The organism is Burkholderia ubonensis (assembly GCF_902833085.1).
Taxonomy (GTDB): domain Bacteria; phylum Pseudomonadota; class Gammaproteobacteria; order Burkholderiales; family Burkholderiaceae; genus Burkholderia; species Burkholderia ubonensis.
Genome location: NZ_CADFEB010000002.1, coordinates 502,555 through 527,642, shown reverse-complemented (window position 1 = coordinate 527,642; position 25,088 = coordinate 502,555). Strand labels below are relative to the sequence as shown.

The window sequence follows — 25,088 nt, the reverse complement described above, 5'->3', positions numbered from 1 at the left end:
GTGTCGCTCCGCGTCAGATGTAGCTGACCGAGATGATTTCGTACTCGCGCACGCCGCTCGGCGCCTGCACGGCCGCGACGTCGCCTTCGGACTTGCCGATCAGCGCGCGCGCGATCGGCGAGCTGACCGAGATCAGGCCGTGATCGAGGTCCGCCTCGTCGTCGCCGACGATCTGGTATTTGACGGTATCGCCCGATTCGAGATCCTCGAGCTCGACCGTCGCCGCGAACACCACGCGGCCGTCGGCATCCAGCGAGGACGGATCGATGATCTGCGCGGCCGACAGCTTCGATTCGATTTCCGCGATGCGGCCCTCGATGAAGCCCTGCTTTTCCTTGGCTGCGTCGTATTCGGCGTTTTCGGACAGGTCGCCCTGCGCGCGCGCCTCCGCAATCGCATTGATCACGGCCGGCCGCTCGACGGACTTGAGGCGCTGCAATTCATCGCGCAATTGGTCTGCGCCACGCTTTGTCAACGGAATGGTGCTCATAAACGGCTCAATCAATAAAACGGCTATAAAAAAAATCACCGCGATTAAGCGCATTCCCGATACACCGGGAACGCCGCTTAATCGCGGCACGTGTTGCTTCGACAGGTAACTGACCGCTTAGTTTAGGCGAGCGTGAAGACCTTGTAAATCATAGACTTCCAGGTTCTTCAGGTAGCGCAGGCCTTCGACGGCAGCGCGCGCGCCCGACATCGTCGTGTAGTACGTGACCTTGTGCGCCTGCGCGCTCATCCGGATCGAACGCGAATCGGCAATCGCCTGGCGGGTCTCGTCGACCGTCGTGAAGACGAGCGCGATTTCGCCGTTCTTGATCATGTCGACGATGTGCGGGCGGCCGTCCTTCACCTTGTTGACGACCTTCACCGGCACGCCGGCCGCTTCGATCGCGGCAGCCGTGCCCTTCGTCGCGACGATCGGGTAGCCGAGGTCGTGCAGCATGCGCGCGACTTCGACCGCCTTCGGCTTGTCCGCGTCCATCACGGTCAGCAGCACCGTGCCCGACTCCGGCAGGCGCGAGCCCGCCGCGAGCTGCGACTTGAACAGCGCCTCGCCGAACGTCTGGCCGACGCCCATCACTTCACCGGTCGAACGCATTTCCGGCCCGAGCACCGGGTCGACGCTCGGGAACTTCACGAACGGGAACACCGCTTCCTTCACGCTGAAGTACGGCGGCTCGACTTCCTTCGTCACGCCCTGCTGCGCGAGCTTCTGGCCGACCATCGCGCGCGCCGCGATCTTCGCGAGCGGCAGGCTGGTCGCCTTCGACACGTACGGCACCGTGCGCGACGCGCGCGGGTTCACTTCCAGCACGTAGATGATGTCTTCCTTCGAGCCGTCGGCCTGCGGCACCTGCTGGATCGCGAACTGCACGTTCATCAGGCCGACCACGTTCAGCGCCTTCGCCATCGCGGCCGTCTGGCGCTTCAGCTCGTCGACGGTCGCCTTCGACAGCGAGTACGGCGGCAGCGAGCATGCCGAGTCGCCCGAGTGGACGCCCGCCTGCTCGATGTGCTCCATCACGCCGCCGATGAACACGGCCTCGCCGTCGCAGATGCAGTCGACGTCGCATTCGATCGCGTCGTTCAGGAAGCGGTCGAGCAGCACCGGCGAATCGTTCGACACCTTCACGGCCTCGCGCATGTAGCGCTCGAGGTCGCGCGGCTCGTGGACGATTTCCATCGCGCGGCCGCCGAGCACGTACGACGGGCGCACGACGAGCGGGTAGCCGATTTCGGCCGCCAGCGCGAGCGCTTCGTCTTCGGCGCGCGCGGTGCGGTTCGGCGGCTGGCGCAGGCCGAGGTCCTGCAGCAGCTTCTGGAAGCGTTCGCGGTCTTCGGCCGCGTCGATCATGTCCGGCGACGTGCCGACGATCGGCACGCCGTGCGCCTCGAGATCGAGCGCGAGCTTCAGCGGCGTCTGGCCGCCGTACTGGACGATCACGCCGACCGGCTTTTCCTTGTCGACGATCTCGAGCACGTCTTCCAGCGTCAGCGGCTCGAAGTACAGGCGGTCGGACGTGTCATAGTCGGTCGACACCGTTTCCGGGTTGCAGTTGACCATGATGGTTTCGTAGCCGTCCTCGCGCATCGCGAGCGCCGCGTGCACGCAGCAGTAGTCGAACTCGATGCCCTGGCCGATCCGGTTCGGGCCGCCGCCCAGCACCATGATCTTCTTGTTGTTCGTCGGCTGCGCCTCGCACTCTTCCTCGTAGGTCGAGTACATGTAGGCCGTCTTGGTCGCGAACTCGGCCGCGCAGGTGTCGACGCGCTTGTAGACCGGGCGCACGTTCAGCTCGAGACGGCGCGCGCGCACGTCGGCCGGCGTCGCGCCGAGCAGCTTCGCGAGGCGGCGGTCGGAGAAGCCGCTCTGCTTCAGGTAGCGCAGCTCGTCGAACGACAGCGACGCGACCGTGCGGCCCGCGAGCGCCTTTTCCTTCAGGATGATCTGCTCGATCTGCGCGAGGAACCACGGATCGATCGCGGTTTCCGCGAAGATCTCCTCGGCCGTCATGCCGATGCGGAATGCGTCGCCGACGTACCAGATGCGGTCCGGGCCCGGCTCGTGGATCTCGATCGCGATCTCGTCGCGGTCGGTCGACTTCTCGTCGAGACCGTCGACGCCGACTTCGAGGCCGCGCAGCGCCTTCTGGAACGACTCCTGGAACGTGCGGCCGATCGCCATCACTTCGCCGACCGACTTCATCTGCGTCGTCAGGCGCGAATCCGCTTCGCGGAACTTCTCGAACGCGAAGCGCGGAATCTTCGTGACGACGTAGTCGATCGTCGGCTCGAACGACGCCGGCGTCTGGCCGCCGGTGATCTCGTTCTTCAGCTCGTCGAGCGTGTAGCCGACGGCCAGCTTCGCCGCGACCTTCGCGATCGGGAAGCCGGTCGCCTTCGACGCGAGCGCCGACGAACGCGACACGCGCGGGTTCATCTCGATCACGACCATGCGGCCGTCCTTCGGGTTGATCGAGAACTGCACGTTCGAGCCGCCGGTGTCGACGCCGATCTCGCGCAGCACCGCGAGCGATGCGTTGCGCAGGATCTGGTATTCCTTGTCGGTGAGCGTCTGCGCCGGCGCGACCGTGATCGAGTCGCCGGTGTGCACGCCCATCGGGTCGAGGTTCTCGATCGAGCAGACGATGATGCAGTTGTCGGCGCGGTCGCGCACGACTTCCATCTCGTATTCCTTCCAGCCGAGCAGCGACTCTTCGATCAGCAGCTCGCGCGTCGGCGACAGGTCGAGGCCGCGCCGGCAGATCTCTTCGAACTCTTCACGGTTGTACGCGATGCCGCCGCCCGAGCCGCCGAGCGTGAACGACGGACGGATCACGACCGGGTAGCCGCTGCCGCCGGTGGCCGCCATGATCTCGGCGTGCACCTGGGTCGCCTCTTCCATCGAGTGCGCGACGCCCGACTTCGCGGAGCCGAGACCGATCTTGGTCATCGCGTCCTTGAACTTCTGGCGGTCTTCCGCCTTGTCGATCGCTTCCGGCGACGCGCCGATCAGCTCGACGCCGAACTTCTCGAGCACGCCGTGGTGGTGCAGGTCGAGCGCGCAGTTCAGCGCGGTCTGGCCGCCCATCGTCGGCAGGATCGCGTCCGGGCGCTCCTTCTCGATGATGCGCGCGACGACTTCCCACGTGATCGGCTCGATGTAGGTCACGTCGGCCGTGTTCGGGTCGGTCATGATCGTCGCCGGGTTGCTGTTGACGAGGATGACCTTGTAGCCCTCCTCACGCAACGCCTTGCATGCCTGCGCGCCCGAGTAGTCGAACTCGCACGCCTGGCCGATGATGATCGGGCCGGCGCCGATGATGAGGATGCTGTTGATGTCTGTGCGTTTTGGCATGGCTCTGTCAATCAATAAATAAACGTTAATGCTGCACGTCGCGGCCGGCTCGCCGGCCGCCGGCTTTACAGGGAAGGCGCACGCGCCTCCCGCTGCTCTGCCTGCTTCAAATCTTGCTGCAAGAGGCGAAGCGTCGTCTGGAGTCCTGCCAGATCGCTCTCCACCATCTGGTTCTGCACCTTCTCGAACTGTCCGCACAGCCCCTGAAGGCCCGCCTCGATTTCACGCATGCGTTCCGTTCGGGTCGGATTCGATTCGGTCAATCCGCCTAGCTTGACGAAGTACTGGCTGAGCGTGATCGCGGTCGGTATCTGCACCGCGAGAAAATGGTTCAGCAAACTGTACTTCTCCGGCTCGGCGTTCGCCATCTCCCAAATGCGCTCGCTGATTTCCATCAGCTTGTTCCATTCGTCCTCGACCATGCTGCCGCGCAGTCGCGGACGCATCTCGCGCATGCCGGACAGGTGCGCCTTGAACATCTCCGCGGAATACCCGGCAGGCTGCACGGCCGGGTCCGTCTTGAGCTCGGGCTTGGGTTCGGGTTCAGGCTCTGCCGCCTGAAGCTCGGACAGCGACGCAAGCGGCAACGTCACCCAATCCTGCAGCACATACTCCCGAATCCAGGCCATCTGTGCGGGAAGCCCACGGTAATAACTGCGCAAACACTTCAAGACACTGTTTGTATTCGGCGTGGTCAGCATGTTGCGGCACGCCCAGACCACCAGCGCGACCGGGAACACGGCCCACACTACGCTCATCTGCACCGACGGCAAAAAATATGCGCACGCGATCACGAACATGAGCGAAATATCGATGGGAATCAGCAGGTACACCACGCGAAACCGCAGTGTGCCAAACGACCACATCGCACCGATCGACATGCACGCGCCCACGGTCAGCGCCAGCACCGCCGTCCACATAAAAAAGCTGTCGGGCAACGCGTGTCCGGTGTCGTCGCTCAGCTTGTCCACCAGGCCCAGGTTGGCGACGAGCCATGCCGCCCCCTTCCCGATCCCTGCTCCCCATGCAACGGAACCGAGCGCCGTGAATCCTTGCAACACCCCCCACATCAGGACGCGGAACACGAACCGCCCGGAGCGAGGAGGCTGCGGGGGCACGGACCATCGAGCGCCTGTGTTCCAGCGCAGCATTACGCCTCCGCCGCCTGACGCGCGAGCGAGGTCCGCAGATCGGTTTCGAGCTTCTTCAGCTCGACCTCGACCGCCGCGCGGTTCTTGCGGCCCTCCGCCTGGATCTCCATCACGTCGCTGACCGTGCGCAGCAGCAGTTCATTCGCATGCCGCACCGACTCGATATCGATCACGCTGCGCTGGCTCGCCTGCTCGATCGACGTCGCGCTCCGGTGCAACTGCTCGGCGTTCTTGCGCAGCAGCTCGTTCGTCATGTCGACCACGGCCTGCTGCGTCTCGTACGCCTGCTTCTGCCGCTCGAGCGCAAGCGCGGTGACGAACTGCGCCTTCCACGCGGGAATCGCCGTGTGAATCGCCGTATGGATCTTGTCCATCAGCAGCGCGTCGCCGTTCTGCACGATGCGGATCTGCGGCAGGCGCTGCAGCCCGACCATCCGCGCGAGCTTCAGGTCGTGCACCTTGCGCTCGAGCCGATCGATGTTGCGCACCAGATCCTGAACCTTCTCCTGCTGCAGCGCGCGTTCGTCGTCCGACAGGCCGGCCATCGCCGCCTGCATCTCCGGCAGCCGGGCTTGCCGGAACTCGGCGACGTACTGCTCGCCCGCCGCGATGTAGGTGTCCAGGTTCTTCACGTACTGGACGCCGTTCGCGTGGATGTCGTCCAGCATCGCGATGTCGCGGCGCATCGCCTCCCGCCACACCTCGAGCTTCAGCGCCACCTCGTTGATCTGGCCGGCCACATCCTCGTAGCGGCGCACGAAGCGCTCGACCGCCCGCTGCGCGGTGCCGAGCATCCGTGCGACGAAGCCCTGCTTCTGCAGCGATTCCGGATCCAGCGAGCGTATCTGGTCCTGCAGATTCGACAGCAGCGCCCCTGCCTCGCCGACATCCTTGCCCTTCACGTCCGCCAGGATGCGATCCGAATACGCGCTGAGCTCGCGCATCGCATCGTCGCCGAACGACAGCACGGCGGTGGACGACTCGATGTCGATCGACGTCCGGATCCGCGCGACCGCGCCGTCCGTTTCGTTGCGCGGCACGACCGCCTCCGCCGCGCGCGGCACGACCGCCGCGAGTGCGGCCGTCGGATCGATCGATGCGGTGCTGTCGTTCAATGGATTGCTTCCTGGCGTGTCAGTCAAAATGGTTTCCCCGGAATGTTGGTCGATTCTTCTTATTGATCCGACACCCGACGAGCAAGCGCGAAGGCGTTCGCTCGCCGGGCTGCGCTCAGTTCATCGTCGCGAGCGCAAGCTTCACCGAAAAGCCGATGAACAGCCCGCCCACGCTGCTCGCCGCACCCGCCGCGAGCTTGCGGCGGCGGCGGAAATGCGCGGCGAGCCGCGCGCCCGCGAAGATCAGCGTGCTCAGGTACAGGAAGCTCGCGCACTGCGCGATCGCCCCGAGCACGACGAACGGCAGCGCGGGATGCGGGAACGCCGGATCGACGAACTGGATGAAAAACGAGATGAAGAACAGGATCGCCTTCGGGTTCAGGAGGCTCACGACCAGCGCCTTGCGGAACGGCTCGTCGCCGTCGACCGCGCGCGGCGCGTCGGCCACCGCACCGGCCGGCGCGCGCAGCTTGCGCCACGCGCCGCGCAGCATCCCGGCGCCGATGTAGAGCAGATACGCGGCGCCGCCGTACTTGACGACCGAGAACAGCAGCGGATTCGCCTTCAGCAGCGATGCGACGCCCGCCGCGGACAGCACCATCAGCACCGCGTCGCCGACGAACACGCCGCAGGCCGCGCGATAGCCGGCCTTCACGCCGCGCTGCGCCGCGAGCGACAGCACGTACATCGAGTTCGGCCCCGGCAACAGGATGATGAAGACCACGCCGATGACGTAGGTCCAGAGATCCGTGATGCCGAGTGCGTGACCGAACATGATGCGAGCCTCCCGCGCGTGGGTCAGTTAAGCGCTGCGCTGCTTCGCCGCGTCCATCAGCGCGGTGAAGCGGTCGAACAGATAGCCGATGTCGTGCGGGCCCGGCGACGCTTCCGGGTGGCCCTGGAAGCAGAACGCCGGCTTGTCGGTCAGCTCGAAGCCCTGCAGCGTGCCGTCGAACAGCGACACGTGCGTCGCACGCGCGTTGGCCGGCAGCGAATCGGCGTCGACCGCGAACCCGTGGTTCTGCGACGTGATCACGACGCGGCCGTCAGCCAGATCCTTGACCGGGTGGTTCGCGCCGTGGTGGCCCGTCTTCATCTTGAGCGTCTTCGCGCCGACCGCGAGGCCCATGATCTGGTGGCCGAGGCAGATGCCGAAGGTCGGCACGCCGCGCTCGATGAATTCCTTGGTGGCCGCGATCGCGTAGTCGCACGGCTCCGGATCGCCGGGGCCGTTCGACAGGAACACGCCGTCCGGATTCAGCGCGAGCGCTTCCGCCGCGCTCGCCTGCGCCGGCAGCACCGTCACGTGGCAGCCGCGTTCCGCGAGCATGCGCAGGATGTTGTACTTGACGCCGAAGTCGTACGCGACGACGCGGTATTTCGGCGCCTCCTGCATCCCGTAGCCGCTGCCGAGCTTCCACTCGGTCTGCTTCCATTCGAACGGCTTGGTGGTCGACACGACCTTCGCGAGGTCCATGCCGGCGAGGCCCGGGAACGAGCGCGCGAGCTCGATCGCCTTCGCCTCGTCGGTCGAGCCGGCGAGGATGCAGCCGTTTTGCGCGCCCTTGTCGCGCAGGATGCGGGTCAGCTTGCGGGTATCGATGCCGGCGATCGCGACGACGCCTTCGTCGCGCAGGTAGTCGCCGAGCGTGCGATCCATGCGGAAGTTCGACGCGAGATCGGGCAGGTCGCGCACGATCAGGCCGGCGGCATGGACTTTCGTCGCTTCGACGTCCTCGGCGTTCACGCCGACGTTGCCGATATGCGGATAGGTGAGCGTAACGATCTGGCGCGAGTAGCTCGGGTCAGTCAGGATTTCCTGATAGCCGGTGATCGCGGTGTTGAACACGACTTCGCCGATCGTGTGGCCAGCGGCACCGATCGAATAACCACGAAAGACCGTGCCGTCGGCGAGTGCAAGCAAAGCGGGAGAAAAAGACGGCAACACGGGAGGCTCCTTGGGGAACACCCTGCTGCCGACCTGTTTACCCTGCCGCGCAAGCGTCGCGCTGCGTGGACGCGCGCGTCGGCTTGCGTCACGCACCCGGCGGTGTCGAGTCGCGAAACCGGCGCGCAGCGCGCGAGGGCTCGCGGCATCGCCCGACAGGCGGCGTGCAGCGGATGAACGGGATGAATGAGGTAGGCGCTAGGGTGCGAGGTTGATCAGCACAAACTTTCAAATTATAGCGTGGAAATGGTCCTCTTTTCAATGCCGGAGGCCGCCGATCCCTCGGGATTGATCACGCATCGATGCCCCCTTCCGGGCTCGGCAATCAGCGACGCGGCGCGGTGGATCGATCACGCGCCCTTTTTTCTTTTTCAATTGCCCGGGAACCGCGCCACGCTCCAGCGTACCCCTCTATCGGCTCGCTTGACCAGAGGCGGCCATCTGCACAGGCCATACGTACCAGACCGCGCTTGCGATCTGCAGCACGAGCAGCACGCTCCACGCGGCGAGGTGCGCGGCGGCCGGATAGCGGCCGTCGACCGCCGGCCAGTGCGACAGCACCGCGCCGACGCCGATCTGGAACGCGAAGATCAGCACGAAGATCACGAGCGTGAGCGTCGTGTTCGCGCGGCCGATCAGATGCGCCGGGAAGTGGCCGGCCATCACCGCGTAGGTCAGGATTCCGACCCCGCCGAACATCCCGTACGCGGCCCACAGCGCCGCCGCCGGCAGCGGCGCGCGCACGACGATCGCGACCTGCGTCGCGACGAACAGCGCCATGCCGACGCCGCAGAACGCATAGACGGACACGCCGCGCCGCTCCAGTGCACGCGCGGCGGCGCCGAACCCGACGCAGCCGGCCATCATCGCGAAGCCGAGCACCGACACGAGGCGCGCCGCGTGCTGCGCATCGAAGCCGGCGACGTCGCGCAGGTACGGCCCGACCCACAGCGACTGCATCGCGTAGAACACGCCTTGCGTGACGATCGAGAACGACCCGATCTTCCAGAACGCGCGGCTCGACAGAATGTGCCAGGTGCCCTTGAACTGGCTGACGAGCCCACCCTGATGGCGCCCCTGCTTCGGATTGGGCGCACCGAGCCAGATCGCGGCCGCGATCGCGAGCGTCATCACCGCGAGCCCGGCGCACACCGCGCGCCAGCTCGTCCAGCCGAGCAGCCAGGTGATCGGCGAGCCGACCACCACGCCGCCGAACCCGCCGACCGCCATCACGAGCCCGTTGACCAGCGGCAGCCGGCCGATCGGGAAATGCTCGGCGAGCGCCTTGAACGCCGCGCCGAGGCACACCGATACGCCGACCCCGATCAGCAGCCGGCCGACCATCATCGCGCCGAGCCCGTGCGCGGCGCCGAACACCGCGGCGCCCGCGGCCGCGAACAGCAGCATGCCGGCCGCCACGCGGCGCGAGCCGAAATGGTCGAGCAGCACGCCGGCCGGGATCTGCGCGCCGGCGAAGCCGAGGAAATAGAGACTGGTGAGCAGGCCGAGATCGGCGGCCGACAGCCCGAGGTCGTGCGTGACGAACGGCGCGAAGCCGAGATTGACGCCGCGAAACACATAGGACACGAAATACCCGAGCGCGAACAGCCCGAGTACCCTCACCTGCACCGACGACATGACTTCTCCCTTCATTCCTTTTCATATCGCGCGGCCACGTACCGCGCACAAACGAAAACGCCGTCACCTCGGTGACGGCGTTTCGTCGGATGATACGGCATCCGGGCCGCGCGGGCGACCGCCCGCGCGCCGGCTTACTTCTTCTTGCCCTTGTGGGCCGCGGCCGCCTTCGGCGCGGCCTTCGCCTTCGCCGCCGGCTTCGCGGCACCGCGCTTCGCGCCGCGCGCGGCCTTGCCGCCGGTGGACAGGCTCGCGCGCTCGACGTGCGCGCCGCCGACCGACGTCGCGATCTTCTCGGGTCCCGGCTCCGCCGGCAGCGAGCGGCCGACCGGCACGTGCAGCACGAGCGCCTGGCCCGGCATCGCGAGATCGCGATGCGTGCGGTTCCACGCCTTCAGCTGGCCGACCGACACGCCGTAGCGGCTCGCGATCGCCGCCATCGACTGCTTGCGACGCACGCGGATCAGCATCTTGCGCGTGTCGGGCACGTCGGGCTCCATCGCCAGCACGCCGTTTTCGGCGACGTCCGCGCTGATGTCCTCGTCATCGTCGTCGCCGCGCGGCACCACGATCGTCGAGCCCGGCTTCAGGCGCATGCCGGCGGGAATCTTGTTCACCGACATCAGCGTATCCGCGTCGACGCCGATCTTCTCGGCGATCGCCGCCGGACGCGCGCGCTCGGTGACCGTATAGGTGGTCCACGTCGACAGCTGGCCGCCGTACGACTTCAGGCTCTTCTCGAACGCCGACGCGTTGTCGAACGGCAGCAGGATCTGCGGCTCGGTCGCGCCGAGGATCACCGGCTTCGCGAACGACGGGTTGAGCGACTTGAATTCGTCGAGCGGCAGGTTCGCGAGCTTCGCGGCGACCGTCACGTCGATGTCGCGCGACGTCGTGACCGTCACGAAATACGGGTGGTTCGGGATGTCCGGCAGCGCGAGGCCGTACTGCTGCGGATTCGCGATGATGTTCTTGACCGCCTGCAGCTTCGGCACGTAGTTGCGCGTCTCGTTCGGCATCCGCAGGCTCAGGTAGTCGGTCGGCAGGCCGGCCGCCTGGTTGCGCGCGATCGCGCGCTGCACGTTGCCCTCGCCCCAGTTGTAAGCGGCCAGCGCGAGATACCAGTCGCCGAACATGTCATGCAGGCGCGACAGGTAGTCGAGCGCCGCGCTCGTCGACGCGAGCACGTCGCGCCGCTCGTCCTGCCACATGTTCCGCTTCAGGTTGTACGTGCGGCCGGTGCCCGGCATGAACTGCCACATGCCCGCCGCCTTCGCGACCGACAGTGCCTGCGGGTTGTAGGCCGACTCGATGAACGGCAGCAGCGCGAGCTCGGTCGGCATGTGGCGCGACTCGAGCTCCTCGACGATGTGGTACAGGTACTTCTGCGAACGCTCGGTCATGCGCTGCACGTAATCCGGGCGCTGCGTATACCAGGTGGTCTGCATGTCGACGAGGTCGGTCTGCAGGTCGGGCATCTGGAAACCGCGGCGGATGCGCGCCCACAGATCGGAGTCGGCGCTGGTCAGATCGCCGACCGACTGCTTGTCGACGTCGACGGTTTCCTTGGCGGTGGCGGACTTGCGCAGGTAGGTGGACGTCGCCTCGGCATCGGCGGCGGAATTGGCGACAGGTCCCTGGCTCGCACACGCGGCGAGCAGCAGGACCAGCATCGCGCTCAATAAAAGTCGCATGAAAATCTCGGCTTCCGACGGCTGAAAATTGCAGGCGATACTACGGAAGTGCGTGCTTCACGTCAATAAAAACACCGAAAACTCAGCCAAATCCGATATTTGGAGCAAATTTTACAGACTCTGGATGAGCTTTGGAGTCCTCCGAAAAACTTTCATCGGAACCGGTTTTTCCACTCCCGCAGCAGCCTGAACGCGGTCAGGCGATCCGGCACCGATTCATGCAGCTGCGCTTCCAGCGTCGCGTGAATCTCCGCGCTGTCCGCGCGCAGGAACGGATTCACCGCGCGCTCGTGCGCGATCGTGGTCGGCAGCGTCGGCACGCCGCGCGCCCGGCGCTCGGCCGCCTCGTCGCGCCACGCCGCGAGCGCCGCGTTGCCCGGCTCGCACGCGAGCGCGAAGCGGATGTTCGACAGCGTGTACTCGTGCGCACAATGCACGCGAGTGTCGCCCGGCAGCGCCGCGAGCGCGTCGAGCGACGCGAGCATCTGCGCGGGCGTGCCCTCGAACAGGCGGCCGCAGCCGCACGAGAACAGCGTGTCGCCGCAGAACACGTGCGGCGCCGCCGCGCCTTGGCCGGCCGCGCCTTGGCCGGCCGCGCCTTTCCCCGCCTGCTGGAAATATGCAATATGGCCGCGCGTATGCCCGGGCACGTCGAGCACGTCGAACGCCAGCGCGGGCGCGTCGAGCGTCACCCGGTCGCCGCCGCGCAGCGGGTGCGTGACGACGCCGATTTCCTCGCCGGCCGGGCCGTAAACGGCAAGCGGCGCATCGTCCGGCTGGCCATCGATCAGGTCGGTGACACCACCGACATGGTCGGCATGGTGGTGGGTGAGTAAAATAGCGGTCAACCGCCAGCCTCTTTCGGAGAGAGCCCGGCGCACCGGAGCGGCTTCGCCCGGATCGACGGCGATCGCTTCGCTGCCGTCCGACACGAGCCAGATGTAGTTGTCCTCGAATGCCGGTACCGGCATGTATTCCAGCTCGTTCATGGGCGCGCAATCATCGCTATGTCTGATCGACAAATTATAGACTGGCCTGCCTGGACCGACTCGCCTCCCGGCCGCTACGTGCTGGGCTGGGAGCAGGCGCAGCTCGACCGCGTCGTGTCCGACGTATTCGGGTTCCACGCGCTGCAGCTCGGGCTGCCGCAGCTCGACGCGCTGCGCGAGAACCGCATGCCGTATCGCGGCCTCGTGCTCGATCCGGCAAGCGGCGCGAGCGCGCCCTACCAGTATCCGTGGGCGCGCGAGGCGCGCGCGCCCGAACATGCGCCGGCCGATCGCAGCACCACGTGGTGCGACCTGCTCGACCTGCCGTTCGAGTCGCAGAGCGTCGACCTGATCGTGATGCCGCATACGCTCGAGTTCACGTCCGACCCGCACCGCCTGCTGCGCGAAGCCGAACGCGTGCTGATGCCGGAGGGGCAGCTCGTGATCACCGGCTTCAATTCGCTCAGCCTGTGGGGGATGCGGCAGTCGTTCGGCAAAATGGCGAACCGGCCGTTCGTGCCGGCCGCGCGCGACCAGATCGCGTTCATCCGGCTGAAGGACTGGATCAAGCTGCTCGGCTTCGACCTCGAACGCGGCCGCTTCGGCTGCTACCGGCCGCCGCTCGCCTCCGACCAATGGCTCGCCCGCTACGGCTTCATGGAAGCCGCGGGCGACCGCTGGTGGCCAATCTTCGGCGCCGTCTACATGGTGACGGCCGTCAAGCGCGTGCGCGGCATGCGGCTCGTCGGCCAGATCAAGGTGAAAAAGCCCGTGCTCGCGCCGGGCCTCACGCCGGCGGCCTCCCCGACCACCCATCAAGAACAGTCATGACTACCGATACCATCGACATCTATACCGACGGCGCCTGCAAGGGCAACCCCGGCCCCGGCGGCTGGGGCGCGCTGCTGCGCTACGGCGACCGCGAAAAGGAAATGTTCGGCGGCGAGCCGAACACGACCAACAACCGCATGGAGCTGATGGCCGTGATCGCCGCGCTCGAAGCGCTGAAGCGCGAATGCCGCGTGGTCGTGCATACCGATTCGCAATACGTGCAGAAAGGCATCAGCGAGTGGATCCACGGCTGGAAGAAAAAGGGCTGGGTCACCGCGTCGAAGACGCCCGTGAAGAACGCCGATCTCTGGAAGCGGCTCGACGCGCTCGTCGCGCAGCACCAGGTCGAATGGCGCTGGGTCAAGGGCCACGCCGGCCACCCGGAGAACGAGCGCGCCGACGCGCTCGCGAACCGCGGCGTCGAATCGCTCGCGGCCTGACCGCGCTCCCGTTTCTGCTGATTTTTCCGACATGCGCCAGATCATTCTCGATACCGAAACCACCGGCCTGAACCCCCGCACGGGCGACCGCCTCATCGAAATCGGCTGCGTCGAGCTGCTGAACCGGCGGCTCACCGGCAACAACCTGCACTTCTACGTGAACCCCGAGCGCGACAGCGATCCGGGCGCGCTGGCGGTGCACGGCCTCACGACCGAATTCCTCAGCGACAAGCCGAAGTTCGCGGAAGTCGTCGACCAGATCCGCGACTTCGTCAAGGACGCCGAGCTGATCATCCACAACGCGCCGTTCGACCTCGGCTTTCTCGACGCCGAATTCGCGCGGCTCGACCTGCCGCCGTTCACCGAGCATTGCGGGGGCGTGATCGACACCCTCGTGCAGGCCAAGCAGATGTTCCCCGGCAAGCGCAACTCGCTCGACGCGCTGTGCGACCGCTTCGGCATCAGCAACGCGCACCGGACGCTGCACGGCGCCTTGCTCGACTCGGAGCTGCTCGCCGAGGTGTACCTCGCGATGACGCGCGGCCAGGACAGCCTCGTCATCGACATGCTCGACGACGACGCGGCCGGCGGCGGCGCGGCGAACGGCCAGCGCGTGTCGCTCGCGTCGCTCGACCTGCCGGTGCTGGCCGCGAGCGAAGACGAGCTTGCCGCGCACCACGCGCAGCTCGACGGCCTCGACAAGTCGGTCAAGGGCACCTGCGTGTGGCGCCGGACGCCGGCAGCCGGCGACGCGTCGTAACCCCACCAGCGCGTCGCGGCCGCGCGCTCACGCGCGCGGCTGCAGCGCGATGACGGCCATCCCGGCCAGCGCGAGCGCCGCGCCGGCCGCGTCCCAGCGGGTCAGCGCGACCCCGTCGACCGCGCGCAGCCACACCAGCGCAACCGCGATATACACGCCGCCGTACGCCGCATAGGTGCGCCCCGCCGCGCTCGGATGCAGCGTCAGCAGCCACGCGAACAGCGCGAGCGACACCGCCGCGGGCGCCAGCAGCCACACCGGCCGCCCGGCCTTCAGCACGAGCCACGGCAGGTAGCAGCCGACGATTTCGGCCAGCGCGGTGGCGGCGAACAGCGCCGCGACTTTCATCAGTTCAGACATCCCCCGGATCCTCATCGTTTCGGCCCTTCCGGCGGGGTCGTTTCGGCCCCGCCGCGCGCCGCCGATCATACCCGAGCGAGCCCCGCCACACGGGCATTTAGCGGCAATTTGCACGATCATCCGTCATCGTGCTATCATGTCGCTTGTTTCAACATTCAATCTCTGTCATTTCGATTTTGAGGGAAGTCCGTCCGCATGCTGCGGGCCGGTGCTTCGCTCGGAATTGCATCCACAGGAAAGCGCGCCCGTCGGGCCTGTTTTTCTCGTTTCGCCGCCCTTACCGGGCGCCTGCCGCACGCATCACGCGGCTTCTTCTTCATGAGCGCCATGTCGCAACGGCCCGCCGGGCCCGCGTCGAAGCAGCCCCTTCCGCAGTAAGCGCTTAATGGCCTGCCCCGACGCGCCGCGTGCGACACCGCGCTCGCCGGCAAACCGTGTCGGACGCTCGCGTCCGGCGCAGTCAAAGGAGTGCATGACCTTGACCGCAACACACGTCAGCCCGACCGCTGCTGCTTCCACCCCGCCGTCCGACGGCGCCCCGCTCGCCGCCGACGACATTACCGTCGTCGACCAGAGCCTCCTCAAGCGCGCCGTCAGCGCGATGGCCATCGGCAATGCGATGGAATGGTTCGACTTCGGCGTCTACAGCTACATCGCCGTCACGCTCGGCAAGGTGTTCTTCCCGTCCAGCAGCCCGTCCGCGCAGCTGCTCGCGACCTTCGGCACGTTCGCCGCGGCGTTCCTCGTGCGCCCGCTCGGCGGCATGGTGTTCGGCCCGCTCGGCGACCGCATCGGCCGCCAGCGCGTGCTCGCGATGACGATGATCATGATGGCCGTCGGCACGTTCGCGATCGGCCTGATCCCGAGCTACGCGTCGATCGGCATCATGGCGCCCGTGCTGCTGCTCGTCGCCCGCCTCGTGCAGGGCTTCTCGACCGGCGGCGAATACGGCGGCGCCGCGACCTTCATCGCCGAATTCTCGACCGACAAGCGCCGCGGCTTCATGGGCAGCTTCCTCGAGTTCGGCACGCTGATCGGCTACGTGCTGGGCGCGGCCGTCGTCGCGCTGCTCACCGCTTCGCTGTCGCAGGAAGCGCTGCTGTCGTGGGGCTGGCGCGTGCCGTTCCTGATCGCGGGCCCGCTCGGCCTGATCGGCCTCTACATCCGGATGAAGCTCGAGGAAACGCCCGCGTTCAAGCGCCAGGCCGAGGCCCGCGAAGCGCAGGACAAGGCCGTCCCGAAGGCGCGCTTTCGCGAGACGCTGTTCGCCAACTGGCGCGCGCTGCTGCTGTGCGTCGGCCTCGTGCTGATCTTCAACGTGACCGACTACATGGTGCTGTCGTACCTGCCGAGCTTCCTGTCGTCGACGCTGCATTTCGACGAATCGCACAGCCTCGTGCTGGTGCTGATCGTGATGGTGCTGATGATGCCGATGACGCTCGCCGCCGGCCGCCTGTCCGACCAGGTCGGCCGCAAGCCCGTGATGCTCGCCGGCTGCGTCGGCCTGCTCGCGCTGTCGATCCCGTCGATGATGCTGATCCACACGGGCACCACGGCGGCCGTGTTCGGCGGCCTGCTGATGCTCGGCGTGCTGCTGTCGTGCTTCACCGGCGTGATGCCGTCGGCGCTGCCGGCGCTGTTCCCGACCGAAATCCGCTACGGCGCGCTCGCGATCGGCTTCAACGTGTCGGTGTCGCTGTTCGGCGGCACGACGCCGCTCGTGACCGCATGGCTGGTCGACACGACCGGCAACCTGATGATGCCCGCGTACTACATGATGGGCGCCGCGGTGATCGGCATCGTGTCGGTGCTGGCGCTGGCCGAAACCGCCCGCCAGCCGCTCAAGGGCTCGCCGCCGGCCGTCGCGACGCACCGCGAAGCGCATCAGCTCGCGCGCCAGCTGCGCGACGACGAAGACGACGCGGGCCTGTACAACGTGGCCGCCACCGCCCGCGCGTAAGCGCGTTGCCCAAAACGACGGGCCCCGGCATTGCCGGGGCCCGATCGAACGGCCGGTCACCCGGCCCGAACGCCCGACCGGCTGTACGCCGGCCGGGCTTTTTCATGCTTGCCGCGCCGCCGCGCTCATGCGTGCGCGTCGCAATGACGGCAGAAGATCAGCGCGCGCGAGCGCGACACCGCCGCCTGCGCGCCGCGCGCCGCGACGATCAGGCCGACCTGACCGAGATTGAAATCGCGCTCGACCATCAGCTGCGTCAACGCGGCCAGCGGCAGCACGAAGGACGGGTGGTACAGGCTCGATTCGATCAGGGCTTTCATCGTCAACTCCATCAGGCAACGCGATATCCGATGGAGTGAATTCTAGGGACGGCCGAGGTCCGGATAAATCGCCTGAAAACGAAGTCACTTGTCGGCTGCGGGAAACAATCGGCGTGACCATCGCCGGATCAGCCGCGCGACGGGGGAACCATGCTCCCCCCACATGCGCGCACTAGGCGAGCGGCGTCTCGACGAACGCCGGCAGCGCCTCCGCGCGCGCCGAATGCGCGGCGAGCGCCGGGAAACGGGCCGGATCGATGCGGGCCAGCGCCGGATAGTCGGCCGCCATGAACTGCGTGAAGCGCCACGCGACCGCGACCGTTACGTCGGACTGCATCACGCGTGCGCCGCCGAGCCAGCCGTCCACGCCCGCGACCTGCTTTTCCAGCTCGCCGTACGCTGCCTCGAGCTGGCCGAGCACGCGGTCGAGCCACGGCTGGTGCTGCTTGTCGGCCGGACGCAGGCCGTGCTCGTAGACGACCTGCACCGTCTTCTCGGCCGCCGCCAGCGCGAAGCCGACCGGCACGAGCGCGCGCAGCCGCGCGTCGGGCGCCTCGGGCAGCAGGCGCCGCTCCGGTGCGACGAGGTGATCGAAATAGTCGATGATCAGGGACGAATCGACCAGTATCGCGCCGTCGTCGGTGACGAGCGTCGGCGCCTTGACGACCGGGTTGATCGTCTTGAACGTGTCGAATTGCCGGAACACCGACACCGACTGGTGTTCGAACGGCAGGTCGAGCAGCTTCGCCGAGATCGCGGCGCGCCGCACGAAGGGGGAATCCAGCATGCCGATCAGCTTCATCGCAACAACTCCGCTTGAGGGAATGGGACCGACGACTGTAGCAGCGTCCGGTGCATGCGCATAGGCCGGCGCCGGCCGCGCGGCGCGAACCCGGTACAAACGCGCCCCCCGCCGCGCGCGAACTTGACCATAATGCAGATTCGCCCATCGCCACCGGAAGGTCCGCCATGTGGTATGCCCTGTTCGAACAGCAGCGGCAATGGCTGCGCGCGTGGCGCGCGGCCACCCGGGACGCATTCGACGCGTGGCCGGCCGCGACGCTGCCGCACGCCTCGTCCTCCTGCTACGCCGACCTGTTCGAGCCCCTGCTCGGCCCGCCGGCCGACCCTCCGCCATTCGCGATCGGGGCGGGCGACGTCGCCGAGCGCATCGACGCCCAGACGCCGTTCTGCAGCCTGCGCCGCTTTTCGCGCGACCGGCGAGCGGCCCGCGCCGTGCTGCTGTGCGCGCCGCTCGCCGGCCATGCGGCCGTGATGATGCGGGAGACCGTCGAGGCGCTGCTCGACGACGGCGACGTCTGCATCACCGACTGGGCCAACGCACGCGACGTGCCGCCCGCCGCGGGCCGCTTCGGCCTCGACGAATACGTGGCGATGCTCGATGCGTTCGTCGACGCGCTCGCGCAGGACGGCCGGCCGCTGCACGTCGTCGCCGTCTGCCAGGCCACGTTCCCGGCGCTGGGCGCACTCGCGCTGCGCGCGCAGCGCGGGCTCGCGCCGCCGGCGAGCGTCACGCTGGTCGGCGGGCCGCTCGACGCGCGGTGCAATCCGAGCACGCTCGGCATCGCGGCCGCGTCGCACTCGATCGACTGGTGCCGCCGCCGTCTGATCGACGTCGTGCCGGCCGGGTTCGCCGGGCAGGGCCGGCACGTGTTTCCGACCTACCTGCAGCAGGCCGAGATCGCGATCGTCTACCCGCACCGCTACCTGTCGCTGCTCGACCGCTACACGCAGGCGGCGTGGCGCCTGGATGCGCGCGCGATGACGGACGCGCGGCGCGCGCTGCACGAATACACCGCGCTGCTCGACATGCCCGCCGAATACTTTCTGGATACCGTCGACATCGTGTTCCAGCGCGCGTGCCTCGCGCAGCGCACCTGGCGCGTGCACGACGTCCCGGTCGACCCGGCCGCGCTGCGCGCCACGACGCTGCTGACCGTCGAAGGCACCCGCGACGCGGTCACCGGCGCCGGGCAGACGCATGCCGCGCATGCGCTCTGCCGCAGTCTCGCGCCGGGCGAGCGGCATCGGCTCGACGTCGACGGATGCGATCACTATGGGTTGTTCACGGGCGCGCGCTGGCTCGACGACGTGCATCCGGCACTGCAGGCCGTGTTCGCGCAGGCCGAGAAGCCGCGCGCGACGCGGCACTGAGCCGGCACCAAGCCGGCATCAATCGGACGCGGCCCCGCCTTCCGGCGCGCGGCGGGCCGCGTCGAGCAGCACGCGCACCTCGTCGTCGCTCGTCTGCTCGAAATGCGTGTAGAACTGGCTGATCCCGAAGAACGACAGCGGACGCGACACCACGACGAACGCATCGGCCAGATCGTCGAACTTGCGCTGCACGCCGGCCGGCGCGACCGGCGCCGCGGCCACCACGCGGGCCGGGCGGCGCTCGCGCAGCGCCTGCAGCGCGACCCGCATCGATGCGCCGGTCGCAATGCCGTCGTCGACGACGATCACCATGCGCCCTTCCACCGGCACCGGCGGCCACGCGCCGCGATACAGCGCCTCGCGGCGCTGCAGCTCGACGGTTTCGCGCGCGATCACATCGGCGAGCTGCGCGTCCGACACGTCCATCGACGCGATCACCGAGCGCTGCAGATAGATCGCGCCGCCGGTCGCGATCGCGCCCATCGCGAGCTCGGGGTCGTACGGCACGCCGAGCTTGCGCACGACCAGCACGTCGAGCGGCGCATCCAGCGCGCGGGCAACCGGAAACGCGACCGGCACGCCGCCGCGCGGCAACGCGAGCACCACGACGTCGGTGCGCCCCGCGTACTCGTGCAATGCATCGGCGAGCTGGCGGCCCGCATCGGCGCGATCGAGAAAACGATCCATCACGATCCGCCCCTTTCGTTCGCCGGCGCCCGGTCGCGCATGCGCTGCGATCACACCGACGTTACGTCAATGAGCATGGTGCATGCGATCCGGCAATTCAAGCGTGCCGACAGGGATTGCGCGCGACGACGGCGTCGGCGCGTCAGAGCCCGCCCGCGCGCCGGTACAGGCGCCAGAACGATTGCGCATAGGATTGCGCGAGCTCGGGCGCGCGCTCGAACACGTTCACCGTTTCGGCGTGCGCCGGCGCACTGTCGGACGGCGCCGTCAGCGCGACGCTGTCGTCGGCGATCACGAACCGCGGCGCGGGTGCGTCGCGCCGCATGTCGATCGCGACGTCGATGCCCGCGCCCTTCAGGAAGCCCGCGCCGCTGTACTTGCCGGCCTGCACCGTGCGCACCAGCACGACCCGCACCTCGAGCCCGCGCCCGCGCGCGTCGTGCAGCGCGCCGGCCACCGCAGGCGGCACGTACGCGTAACCGGCCAGCAGCACGCGGCGCTGCGCGTGCCGGATCAGGTCGACGGTCGCGTCGGCCGCGGCGTCGTCATACGAAAAATACGCGCCGACCGACGCGGCGTCGGACGGAATCGGGGTGGCGTATGCGGTCGCCGCGCAGCACAGCGCGGCGAAGAGGAAAGCGGCGGATCTCATGGCGGGCGCCATTGTAGCGACGCCAATTCGCGTGGCAAGCGCGCACTGCAACGCTGCTGCGCCGGCGCAACACGGCGCGCCGGCAACGGGCGCGCTCAGCCTGCCGAGACGCGCGCGAGCCAGTGCGTCGCGCCGTCGATCGAACGGAAATCGGCGAGGCTGCGCGCCGGCAGCGCCGGATACGTGCCGGCCGCCATCTCGGCGAGCGCGCGGCCCGGGCCAAGTTCGAGAAAGGCCGTCGCGCCGGCCTCCACGCAAGCGGCGAGACAGGCCGCCCATTCGACCGGCTCGGCGATCTGGCGCGCGAGCTTGTCGAGCCCGTCGGCGGCGTCGAGCACCGACGTGCCGTCGATGCCCGCGAACAGCCGCGCACCCGGCAGCGGCCGCCGCACGCGCACCGCGGCCAGCGATGCGCGAAACGCCGGCACCGCCGCCGCGAGCCGCGGCGTATGCGACGCGATGTGCACGCCTACCGGCGTCACGCGCAGCGCGCCGTCGCGCGCCGCGTCCGCGGCCGCCGCGTCGACGTCGTCGCGCCGGCCGGCGATCACGAACGCGTCGCCCGGGTTGGCGATCGCGATCGCCGCGCCGTGGTCCGCGCACAACCGCGCGAGATGGGCGCGCGGCAGGCCGCGCACGAATGCCATCCGTTCGTCGCCGCCGCTCGCGGCGTCCATCGCGCGGGCGCGCGCGTCGGCGAGGTCGAGCGCGTCGTGCGGATCGATCAGGCCCGCGACGCTCCACGACGCGACTTCGCCGACGCTGTAGCCCGCGATGCAGCGCCGGCGCGGCCACGCGGCTTCGAGCAGCGCGGCGGCGGCGAGCGCCTGCAGCGTGCACAGGATCTGCGCCGCGCGGTTTTCGTGCAGCGCAAACGGGGCGGCATCGCGCACCCACGTGCGCGGATCGCCGCCGAGCAGCCGGCCCGCGTGCGCGAACAGCGCGTCGACCTGCTGCGTGACGCCGGCGCCGGTCAGGTCGAACATGTCCGCGCGCTGGCCGCCTTGCCCGGAACACAGGATCGCGAGCGTCATCGCACCGCCTCGTCGCGCTCCAGCGCGTCGACGAACACGCTCATCGCGAGCAGGTCGGCCGCGCCGCCCGGGCTCAGCCGCCGCGCGACGAACGCGCGATGCGCGGCGGCCGCGCGGCTGCGCCAGTCGGGCGCGCGCACGCCGCCGCGCGCGACGAACGCGCGCGCGGTCGCCCGCGCGAACGCGAGGCCTGCCTGCCCGCCCCGATGCAGCAGGTTCGTATCGTCGAGCGCGGCGATCAGCGCGAAGCACGCGTCGACGCGCGCCGCTTCCGGATCGTCCGGCACGTCGCGCGCCGCGCGGCGCAGCGCGGGCAGCCCGACGCGATACACGCTGTCGAACCCGCCGGCCGCTTCGCCGCGCGCGCCGCCGACGCCGTAGCGGCGGCTCGCGCGTTCGCCGTGGCTGCCGGGCAGCCGCGGCCCGCCGACGATGTCGGCGCCCCAGCGGCCCGCAACCGACGCGCCGAGCGTCAGGCCCTGCGGCGCGGCGCCCGGCCGGCCGCGACGGCCCGCCGCCGCGCACAGCAGCCCGAGCCCGAAGATCGCGCCGCGATGGGTGTTGACGCCGCCCGTCGCGGCGAGCATCGCGTGCTCGGCGCGCAGGCCGATCTTGCGCAGCGCGGCCATCTCCGCGTCGCGCGCGCCCGCGTCGGCCAGTTCCGCGAAATACGGCCGCAGCACGGCCGCGCTGCGCGCGAAGGTCGACGCGTCCATGTCCGCATGACTGCCGGCATCGACGTGGCTGACGAGCCCCGGTTTCGGATAGGTCTCGATCTCGAGCAGCAGGCTGCGCTCGGCGAGCGCCGCGATGCGCTCGGCATCGGATTGCGCCGCCGGCAGCGCGCGCGGCAGCGCCACGGCGCTCATTGCACGCTCCCGGCGAGGAAGGCGGCGGCCGAACCGAGCGCGACGCCGCCGGCCGTCTTGATCGCGACGTCCGGCAAGCCGGCGTGCAGCTCGCGCCAGTTGACGCCCGCGCCGTCGTCGCGCAGCAGTTCGCCGTCGACGCGCATCGGCGCGCGCGCGTCGATCGCCGCGAGTCCGTCGAGCAGCGTCGCGGCGTGCGCCGCGCCCGGCAGCGGGAAAAACACGTCGAGATCCGATGCGCCGGTCAGGTAAGGCTCGCCCGTCAGCGCCTGCCACGCGAGGCTGCCGAACACGCGCCCCTCTACGCCGCAGCGCGCACCGAGCGCATCCAGGTCGAGCAGCGGTTGCCGCCATGCGTCGGGCGCGGCGCCGAGCACCGCGGCGAATGTCGGCGGCGCCCCGACCGATGCCAGCGCATCTGCGCCGACACTGAGCGCGATGCGCCGCTTGCCCGCCGACGGCGGCAGCGGGATGCCGAGCGGCACGCCACTGCCGTCGATTTCATCGGGCAGCGCGCGACGCACGACGAGCGGCCAGCCGCGCTCCGCCCATCGGCATACGGGCGCGTCGGCGGCGAGCGCCGCGTCGCGCGCGAACAGCGCCGCCCACCCCGCCGCCGTCAGCGTGACGAGGGTATGGCGCCGCAGCGGCGCGTCACTGCGCGGCACGAGCGAGCTCATGGACGCGCTGCGCGACGTCTGCGGCGACCGGTCGGCCGCGCGCGGCGCGCCGGTCGACGCGGTCGGCCGGCCGGTCGAGCCATTCGGCGACCTGCGCATCGAGCCCGCGGGCCGGATCGAGCACCGCGTCGACCGCGCCCATCTTCACGAGGTTGTCGAGCCCCGGCGCGAACACCGGCGTCGAGCGCGCCTTCTCCTTGAGCACGTCGAGCGGCAGCTTCGTCACGCGCGCCATCGACGGCAGGTCCATCACTTCCGGATCGGCGCCCGGCACCGCGAGCAGCACGCGCGTCGCGAGCGCGGTCGCGATGAACGCGCCGGCGGCCGTGTGGCCATACAGCAGGCCGATGGTCCGGTGCCCGGCGAGGTCGGCGTGCATCAGGCACTTCGCGAGATGCGACAGGCCTTCGTTCAGGCCCAGCAGCTCGTCGCGCTTGCTCATCCGCTGGCTGTCGCTGTCGACCAGCACGAGGATCGGCGTCGCGCCACCGCGCTCCAGCGTGGCGAGCACGTGCGACGCGAGCCGCAGCGCCTCGTCGATGCCGAACGGCAGCCGGTCGGCGACGCCGATCACGTCGATGCGCGTGCCGGCCAGCTCCGCGTGGCCGGACAGCAGGCCGCCGTCGCGCACGACCGCGTGACCATGCGGAAACAGCGACATGAGGACTTCATCGAGCGTCATGCGTGGGCTCCTGGAGTTGGTCGGCAAGCGCGGCGAACGCGGCGTCCGGCATGCCGGGAATATCCTCCGGCGCGCTCGCGCCGAGCGTGCGCCACACGTCGAGCGCATCGGCGCACGCGCCGAATCGCGCGACCCGCGCTTCGAGCCGCGCCTGCTCCGCGCGCAGCATCGCCGCGTCGAACGCCGGCGCGCGGCCGATCAGCTCGAGCGCGGCCGCGCGAAACGCATCGGGCGTATCGGCGACGTAGCGGTCCGCGCCGCCGATCAGCCGCCGGTGCTTGCCGCCCATCGTGCGCCAGATCAGCGCGCGGTCCTTCGCGTCGAATTCCTCGACGCCGCGATGGGTCTCGATCACTTCCGGCCCGGACACGCTGATGCGGCCCTGCTCCGACACCGCGAGCGCCGAGCAGCACGCGGCAAGCAGCCCGCCGCCGCCGTAGCAGCCCGCGCGCCCGCCGATCAGCCCGATCACCGGCACGCCGGCCGCGCGCGCGTCGACCAGCGCGCGCATGATCTCGGCGATCGCGAGCTCGCCCGCGTTCGCTTCCTGCAGCCGCACGCCGCCGGTGTCGAACAGGATCAGCACCGGCACCGTGCCCAGCTCGCGCGCGGCGCGCAGCAGGCCCGTGAGCTTCGCGCCGTGCACTTCGCCGAACGCGCCGCCCATGAAGCGGCCTTCCTGCGCGGCGACCAGCACCGGCTTGCCGTCGAGCAAGCCGCGCCCGACGGTCATCCCGTCGTCGAACTGCTGCGGCAGGTCGAACAGCGGCAGGTGCGGGCTCGTCACGCGCTCGGCCGGACCGAGGAATTCGGTGAAGCTGCCCGCGTCGAGCAGGCCGTCGACGCGCTGCCGCGCGGACGCCTCGTACCAGCTCGACGCGTTCGCGACGAACGCGGGCGCGTCGTGGATCACGTCGCTCATGCGGCCTCCCCTTCGATCGCCCGCACCGCCTGCGCGAGCCGCAGCGACACCATGTCGGGCCGCGCGCCGCCGTCGTTGATCGACAGCTTCAGGCCGCCCGGCGCGCGCCGCTCGACGAAATCGGACACCACCGCCTGCCAGACCGCGCCGAAGCCGACTGCCGCAGTGCGGATGTCGATCTCGCATTCGTTGCCCGGCAGCACCCGTTCGACCAGCACTTCGAGATTGCCGGACGCGACCACGCCGACGAGCGCCGTGGCCAGTTCGCCCTTCGCGCGCGCACGCGCGGTGAAGCGATAGTTCAACCGTTCCATTGCCC

25 protein-coding genes are annotated in these 25,088 nt (G+C 69.1%); 5 read left to right on the top strand and 20 right to left on the bottom strand.

The window, feature by feature from the left end; all coding sequences use genetic code 11:
- Positions 1–13: 13 nt before the first annotated feature.
- From greA to gloB, 9 genes are all read right to left on the bottom strand, one after another.
- A complete protein-coding gene (gene greA / locus HWX31_RS06435; RefSeq protein ID WP_010092671.1) occupies positions 14–490 on the bottom strand; it encodes a transcription elongation factor GreA in 477 nt (158 codons plus the stop codon).
- Between the two features lie 117 nt (positions 491–607).
- A complete protein-coding gene (carB, locus tag HWX31_RS06430; RefSeq protein ID WP_174965327.1) occupies positions 608–3,862 on the bottom strand; it encodes a carbamoyl-phosphate synthase large subunit in 3,255 nt (1,084 codons plus the stop codon).
- Positions 3,863–3,927: 65 nt separating this feature from the next.
- Positions 3,928–5,013, bottom strand: a complete 1,086-nt coding sequence (locus HWX31_RS06425; protein WP_174965328.1) for a 5-bromo-4-chloroindolyl phosphate hydrolysis family protein — start codon at positions 5,011–5,013, stop codon at positions 3,928–3,930.
- Positions 5,013–6,128, bottom strand: a complete 1,116-nt coding sequence (locus HWX31_RS06420) for a toxic anion resistance protein (protein WP_174965329.1) — start codon at positions 6,126–6,128, stop codon at positions 5,013–5,015. The genes HWX31_RS06425 and HWX31_RS06420 overlap by 1 nt, the downstream gene beginning before the upstream one ends.
- 115 nt (positions 6,129–6,243) lie before the next feature.
- The gene (gene leuE, locus HWX31_RS06415; protein WP_174965330.1) at positions 6,244–6,903 is read right to left on the bottom strand and encodes a leucine efflux protein LeuE; all 660 of its coding nucleotides are present in this window, start codon (positions 6,901–6,903) and stop codon (positions 6,244–6,246) included.
- A gap of 27 nt (positions 6,904–6,930) precedes the next feature.
- Complete coding sequence (carA, locus tag HWX31_RS06410; protein ID WP_076474632.1) at positions 6,931–8,076, bottom strand: glutamine-hydrolyzing carbamoyl-phosphate synthase small subunit; 1,146 nt, start codon at positions 8,074–8,076, stop codon at positions 6,931–6,933.
- 411 nt (positions 8,077–8,487) lie between these two features.
- Positions 8,488–9,714 carry an MFS transporter gene (locus HWX31_RS06405; protein ID WP_174965341.1) on the bottom strand — a complete coding sequence of 409 codons (1,227 nt, stop codon included), beginning with the start codon at positions 9,712–9,714 and terminating at the stop codon, positions 8,488–8,490.
- 134 nt (positions 9,715–9,848) lie between these two features.
- Positions 9,849–11,408 (bottom strand): transglycosylase SLT domain-containing protein, encoded by a 1,560-nt coding sequence (locus HWX31_RS06400; RefSeq protein WP_059659620.1) that lies wholly within the window; start codon positions 11,406–11,408, stop codon positions 9,849–9,851.
- Between the two features lie 152 nt (positions 11,409–11,560).
- Positions 11,561–12,397 carry a hydroxyacylglutathione hydrolase gene (gloB, locus tag HWX31_RS06395; RefSeq protein WP_174965331.1) on the bottom strand — a complete coding sequence of 279 codons (837 nt, stop codon included), beginning with the start codon at positions 12,395–12,397 and terminating at the stop codon, positions 11,561–11,563.
- Between the two features lie 18 nt (positions 12,398–12,415).
- Here gloB and HWX31_RS06390 point away from each other — a divergent pair, with 18 nt between their 5' ends.
- The 3 genes from HWX31_RS06390 to dnaQ are packed head-to-tail and all read left to right on the top strand — an operon-like array spanning position 12,416 to position 14,428.
- Positions 12,416–13,228, top strand: coding sequence for a class I SAM-dependent methyltransferase (locus tag HWX31_RS06390; RefSeq protein ID WP_188217589.1), 813 nt, complete (start codon positions 12,416–12,418; stop codon positions 13,226–13,228).
- Entirely contained in the window at positions 13,225–13,668 is a 444-nt protein-coding gene (gene rnhA, locus HWX31_RS06385) for a ribonuclease HI (RefSeq protein ID WP_059614415.1), read from the top strand. The genes HWX31_RS06390 and rnhA overlap by 4 nt, the downstream gene beginning before the upstream one ends.
- Positions 13,669–13,699: 31 nt before the next feature.
- Complete coding sequence (gene dnaQ / locus HWX31_RS06380) at positions 13,700–14,428, top strand: DNA polymerase III subunit epsilon (RefSeq protein ID WP_174965332.1); 729 nt, start codon at positions 13,700–13,702, stop codon at positions 14,426–14,428.
- Positions 14,429–14,455: 27 nt separating this feature from the next.
- Here the strand turns inward: dnaQ and HWX31_RS06375 are convergent, their stop codons facing one another.
- Positions 14,456–14,788 carry a YnfA family protein gene (locus tag HWX31_RS06375; RefSeq protein ID WP_029226596.1) on the bottom strand — a complete coding sequence of 111 codons (333 nt, stop codon included), beginning with the start codon at positions 14,786–14,788 and terminating at the stop codon, positions 14,456–14,458.
- A 472-nt stretch (positions 14,789–15,260) separates the two neighbouring features.
- On the opposite strand from HWX31_RS06375, the gene proP reads away from it, so the two are divergent.
- On the top strand, positions 15,261–16,748 hold the full coding sequence (gene proP / locus HWX31_RS06370; RefSeq protein ID WP_174965333.1) for a glycine betaine/L-proline transporter ProP: 1,488 nt from the start codon (positions 15,261–15,263) through the stop codon (positions 16,746–16,748).
- Positions 16,749–16,873: 125 nt separating this feature from the next.
- Here the strand turns inward: proP and HWX31_RS06365 are convergent, their stop codons facing one another.
- Positions 16,874–17,080 carry a hypothetical protein gene (locus HWX31_RS06365; protein ID WP_080400431.1) on the bottom strand — a complete coding sequence of 69 codons (207 nt, stop codon included), beginning with the start codon at positions 17,078–17,080 and terminating at the stop codon, positions 16,874–16,876.
- 160 nt (positions 17,081–17,240) lie between these two features.
- Complete coding sequence (locus HWX31_RS06360; protein WP_174965334.1) at positions 17,241–17,870, bottom strand: glutathione S-transferase; 630 nt, start codon at positions 17,868–17,870, stop codon at positions 17,241–17,243.
- A 167-nt stretch (positions 17,871–18,037) separates the two neighbouring features.
- Between HWX31_RS06360 and HWX31_RS06355 the strand changes: the two genes are divergently transcribed.
- The gene (locus HWX31_RS06355) at positions 18,038–19,243 is read left to right on the top strand and encodes a polyhydroxyalkanoate depolymerase (protein WP_174965335.1); all 1,206 of its coding nucleotides are present in this window, start codon (positions 18,038–18,040) and stop codon (positions 19,241–19,243) included.
- An 18-nt stretch (positions 19,244–19,261) separates the two neighbouring features.
- On the opposite strand, the gene HWX31_RS06350 is transcribed toward HWX31_RS06355, so the two are convergent.
- The 8 genes from HWX31_RS06350 to mdcC all read right to left on the bottom strand — a co-directional run bounded on the left by HWX31_RS06350 (position 19,262) and on the right by mdcC (position 25,083).
- Complete coding sequence (locus HWX31_RS06350) at positions 19,262–19,930, bottom strand: phosphoribosyltransferase (RefSeq protein ID WP_174965342.1); 669 nt, start codon at positions 19,928–19,930, stop codon at positions 19,262–19,264.
- 142 nt (positions 19,931–20,072) lie between these two features.
- The gene (locus tag HWX31_RS06345) at positions 20,073–20,594 is read right to left on the bottom strand and encodes a TrmB family transcriptional regulator sugar-binding domain-containing protein (protein WP_174965336.1); all 522 of its coding nucleotides are present in this window, start codon (positions 20,592–20,594) and stop codon (positions 20,073–20,075) included.
- Positions 20,595–20,677: 83 nt separating this feature from the next.
- Complete coding sequence (locus HWX31_RS06340) at positions 20,678–21,616, bottom strand: acyltransferase domain-containing protein (protein ID WP_174965337.1); 939 nt, start codon at positions 21,614–21,616, stop codon at positions 20,678–20,680.
- Entirely contained in the window at positions 21,613–22,485 is an 873-nt protein-coding gene (gene mdcB, locus HWX31_RS06335) for a triphosphoribosyl-dephospho-CoA synthase MdcB (RefSeq protein ID WP_175933881.1), read from the bottom strand. Before mdcB ends, HWX31_RS06340 begins: the two co-directional genes overlap by 4 nt.
- Positions 22,482–23,165, bottom strand: a complete 684-nt coding sequence (gene mdcG / locus HWX31_RS06330) for a malonate decarboxylase holo-[acyl-carrier-protein] synthase (protein WP_415493109.1) — start codon at positions 23,163–23,165, stop codon at positions 22,482–22,484. Before mdcG ends, mdcB begins: the two co-directional genes overlap by 4 nt.
- Complete coding sequence (gene mdcE / locus HWX31_RS06325) at positions 23,140–23,847, bottom strand: biotin-independent malonate decarboxylase subunit gamma (RefSeq protein WP_174965281.1); 708 nt, start codon at positions 23,845–23,847, stop codon at positions 23,140–23,142. Before mdcE ends, mdcG begins: the two co-directional genes overlap by 26 nt.
- Positions 23,834–24,769, bottom strand: a complete 936-nt coding sequence (locus HWX31_RS06320; RefSeq protein WP_174965282.1) for a biotin-independent malonate decarboxylase subunit beta — start codon at positions 24,767–24,769, stop codon at positions 23,834–23,836. Before HWX31_RS06320 ends, mdcE begins: the two co-directional genes overlap by 14 nt.
- Positions 24,766–25,083 carry a malonate decarboxylase acyl carrier protein gene (gene mdcC / locus HWX31_RS06315; RefSeq protein ID WP_174965283.1) on the bottom strand — a complete coding sequence of 106 codons (318 nt, stop codon included), beginning with the start codon at positions 25,081–25,083 and terminating at the stop codon, positions 24,766–24,768. Before mdcC ends, HWX31_RS06320 begins: the two co-directional genes overlap by 4 nt.
- Positions 25,084–25,088: the final 5 nt, after the last annotated feature.

Coding starts and splice junctions, on each gene's coding strand:
- greA (WP_010092671.1), bottom strand. CDS start 490: ATGAGCACCATTCCGTTGACAAAGCGTGGCGCAGACCAATTGCGCGAT.
- carB (WP_174965327.1), bottom strand. CDS start 3,862: ATGCCAAAACGCACAGACATCAACAGCATCCTCATCATCGGCGCCGGC.
- HWX31_RS06425 (WP_174965328.1), bottom strand. CDS start 5,013: ATGCTGCGCTGGAACACAGGCGCTCGATGGTCCGTGCCCCCGCAGCCT.
- leuE (WP_174965330.1), bottom strand. CDS start 6,903: ATGTTCGGTCACGCACTCGGCATCACGGATCTCTGGACCTACGTCATC.
- HWX31_RS06405 (WP_174965341.1), bottom strand. CDS start 9,714: ATGTCGTCGGTGCAGGTGAGGGTACTCGGGCTGTTCGCGCTCGGGTAT.
- HWX31_RS06400 (WP_059659620.1), bottom strand. CDS start 11,408: ATGCGACTTTTATTGAGCGCGATGCTGGTCCTGCTGCTCGCCGCGTGT.
- gloB (WP_174965331.1), bottom strand. CDS start 12,397: ATGAACGAGCTGGAATACATGCCGGTACCGGCATTCGAGGACAACTAC.
- HWX31_RS06390 (WP_188217589.1), top strand. CDS start 12,416: ATGTCTGATCGACAAATTATAGACTGGCCTGCCTGGACCGACTCGCCT.
- rnhA (WP_059614415.1), top strand. CDS start 13,225: ATGACTACCGATACCATCGACATCTATACCGACGGCGCCTGCAAGGGC.
- dnaQ (WP_174965332.1), top strand. CDS start 13,700: ATGCGCCAGATCATTCTCGATACCGAAACCACCGGCCTGAACCCCCGC.
- HWX31_RS06375 (WP_029226596.1), bottom strand. CDS start 14,788: ATGTCTGAACTGATGAAAGTCGCGGCGCTGTTCGCCGCCACCGCGCTG.
- proP (WP_174965333.1), top strand. CDS start 15,261: ATGACCTTGACCGCAACACACGTCAGCCCGACCGCTGCTGCTTCCACC.
- HWX31_RS06365 (WP_080400431.1), bottom strand. CDS start 17,080: ATGGAGTTGACGATGAAAGCCCTGATCGAATCGAGCCTGTACCACCCG.
- HWX31_RS06360 (WP_174965334.1), bottom strand. CDS start 17,870: ATGAAGCTGATCGGCATGCTGGATTCCCCCTTCGTGCGGCGCGCCGCG.
- HWX31_RS06355 (WP_174965335.1), top strand. CDS start 18,038: ATGTGGTATGCCCTGTTCGAACAGCAGCGGCAATGGCTGCGCGCGTGG.
- HWX31_RS06350 (WP_174965342.1), bottom strand. CDS start 19,930: ATGGATCGTTTTCTCGATCGCGCCGATGCGGGCCGCCAGCTCGCCGAT.
- HWX31_RS06345 (WP_174965336.1), bottom strand. CDS start 20,594: ATGGCGCCCGCCATGAGATCCGCCGCTTTCCTCTTCGCCGCGCTGTGC.
- HWX31_RS06340 (WP_174965337.1), bottom strand. CDS start 21,616: ATGACGCTCGCGATCCTGTGTTCCGGGCAAGGCGGCCAGCGCGCGGAC.
- mdcB (WP_175933881.1), bottom strand. CDS start 22,485: ATGAGCGCCGTGGCGCTGCCGCGCGCGCTGCCGGCGGCGCAATCCGAT.
- mdcG (WP_415493109.1), bottom strand. CDS start 23,165: ATGAGCTCGCTCGTGCCGCGCAGTGACGCGCCGCTGCGGCGCCATACC.
- mdcE (WP_174965281.1), bottom strand. CDS start 23,847: ATGACGCTCGATGAAGTCCTCATGTCGCTGTTTCCGCATGGTCACGCG.
- HWX31_RS06320 (WP_174965282.1), bottom strand. CDS start 24,769: ATGAGCGACGTGATCCACGACGCGCCCGCGTTCGTCGCGAACGCGTCG.
- mdcC (WP_174965283.1), bottom strand. CDS start 25,083: ATGGAACGGTTGAACTATCGCTTCACCGCGCGTGCGCGCGCGAAGGGC.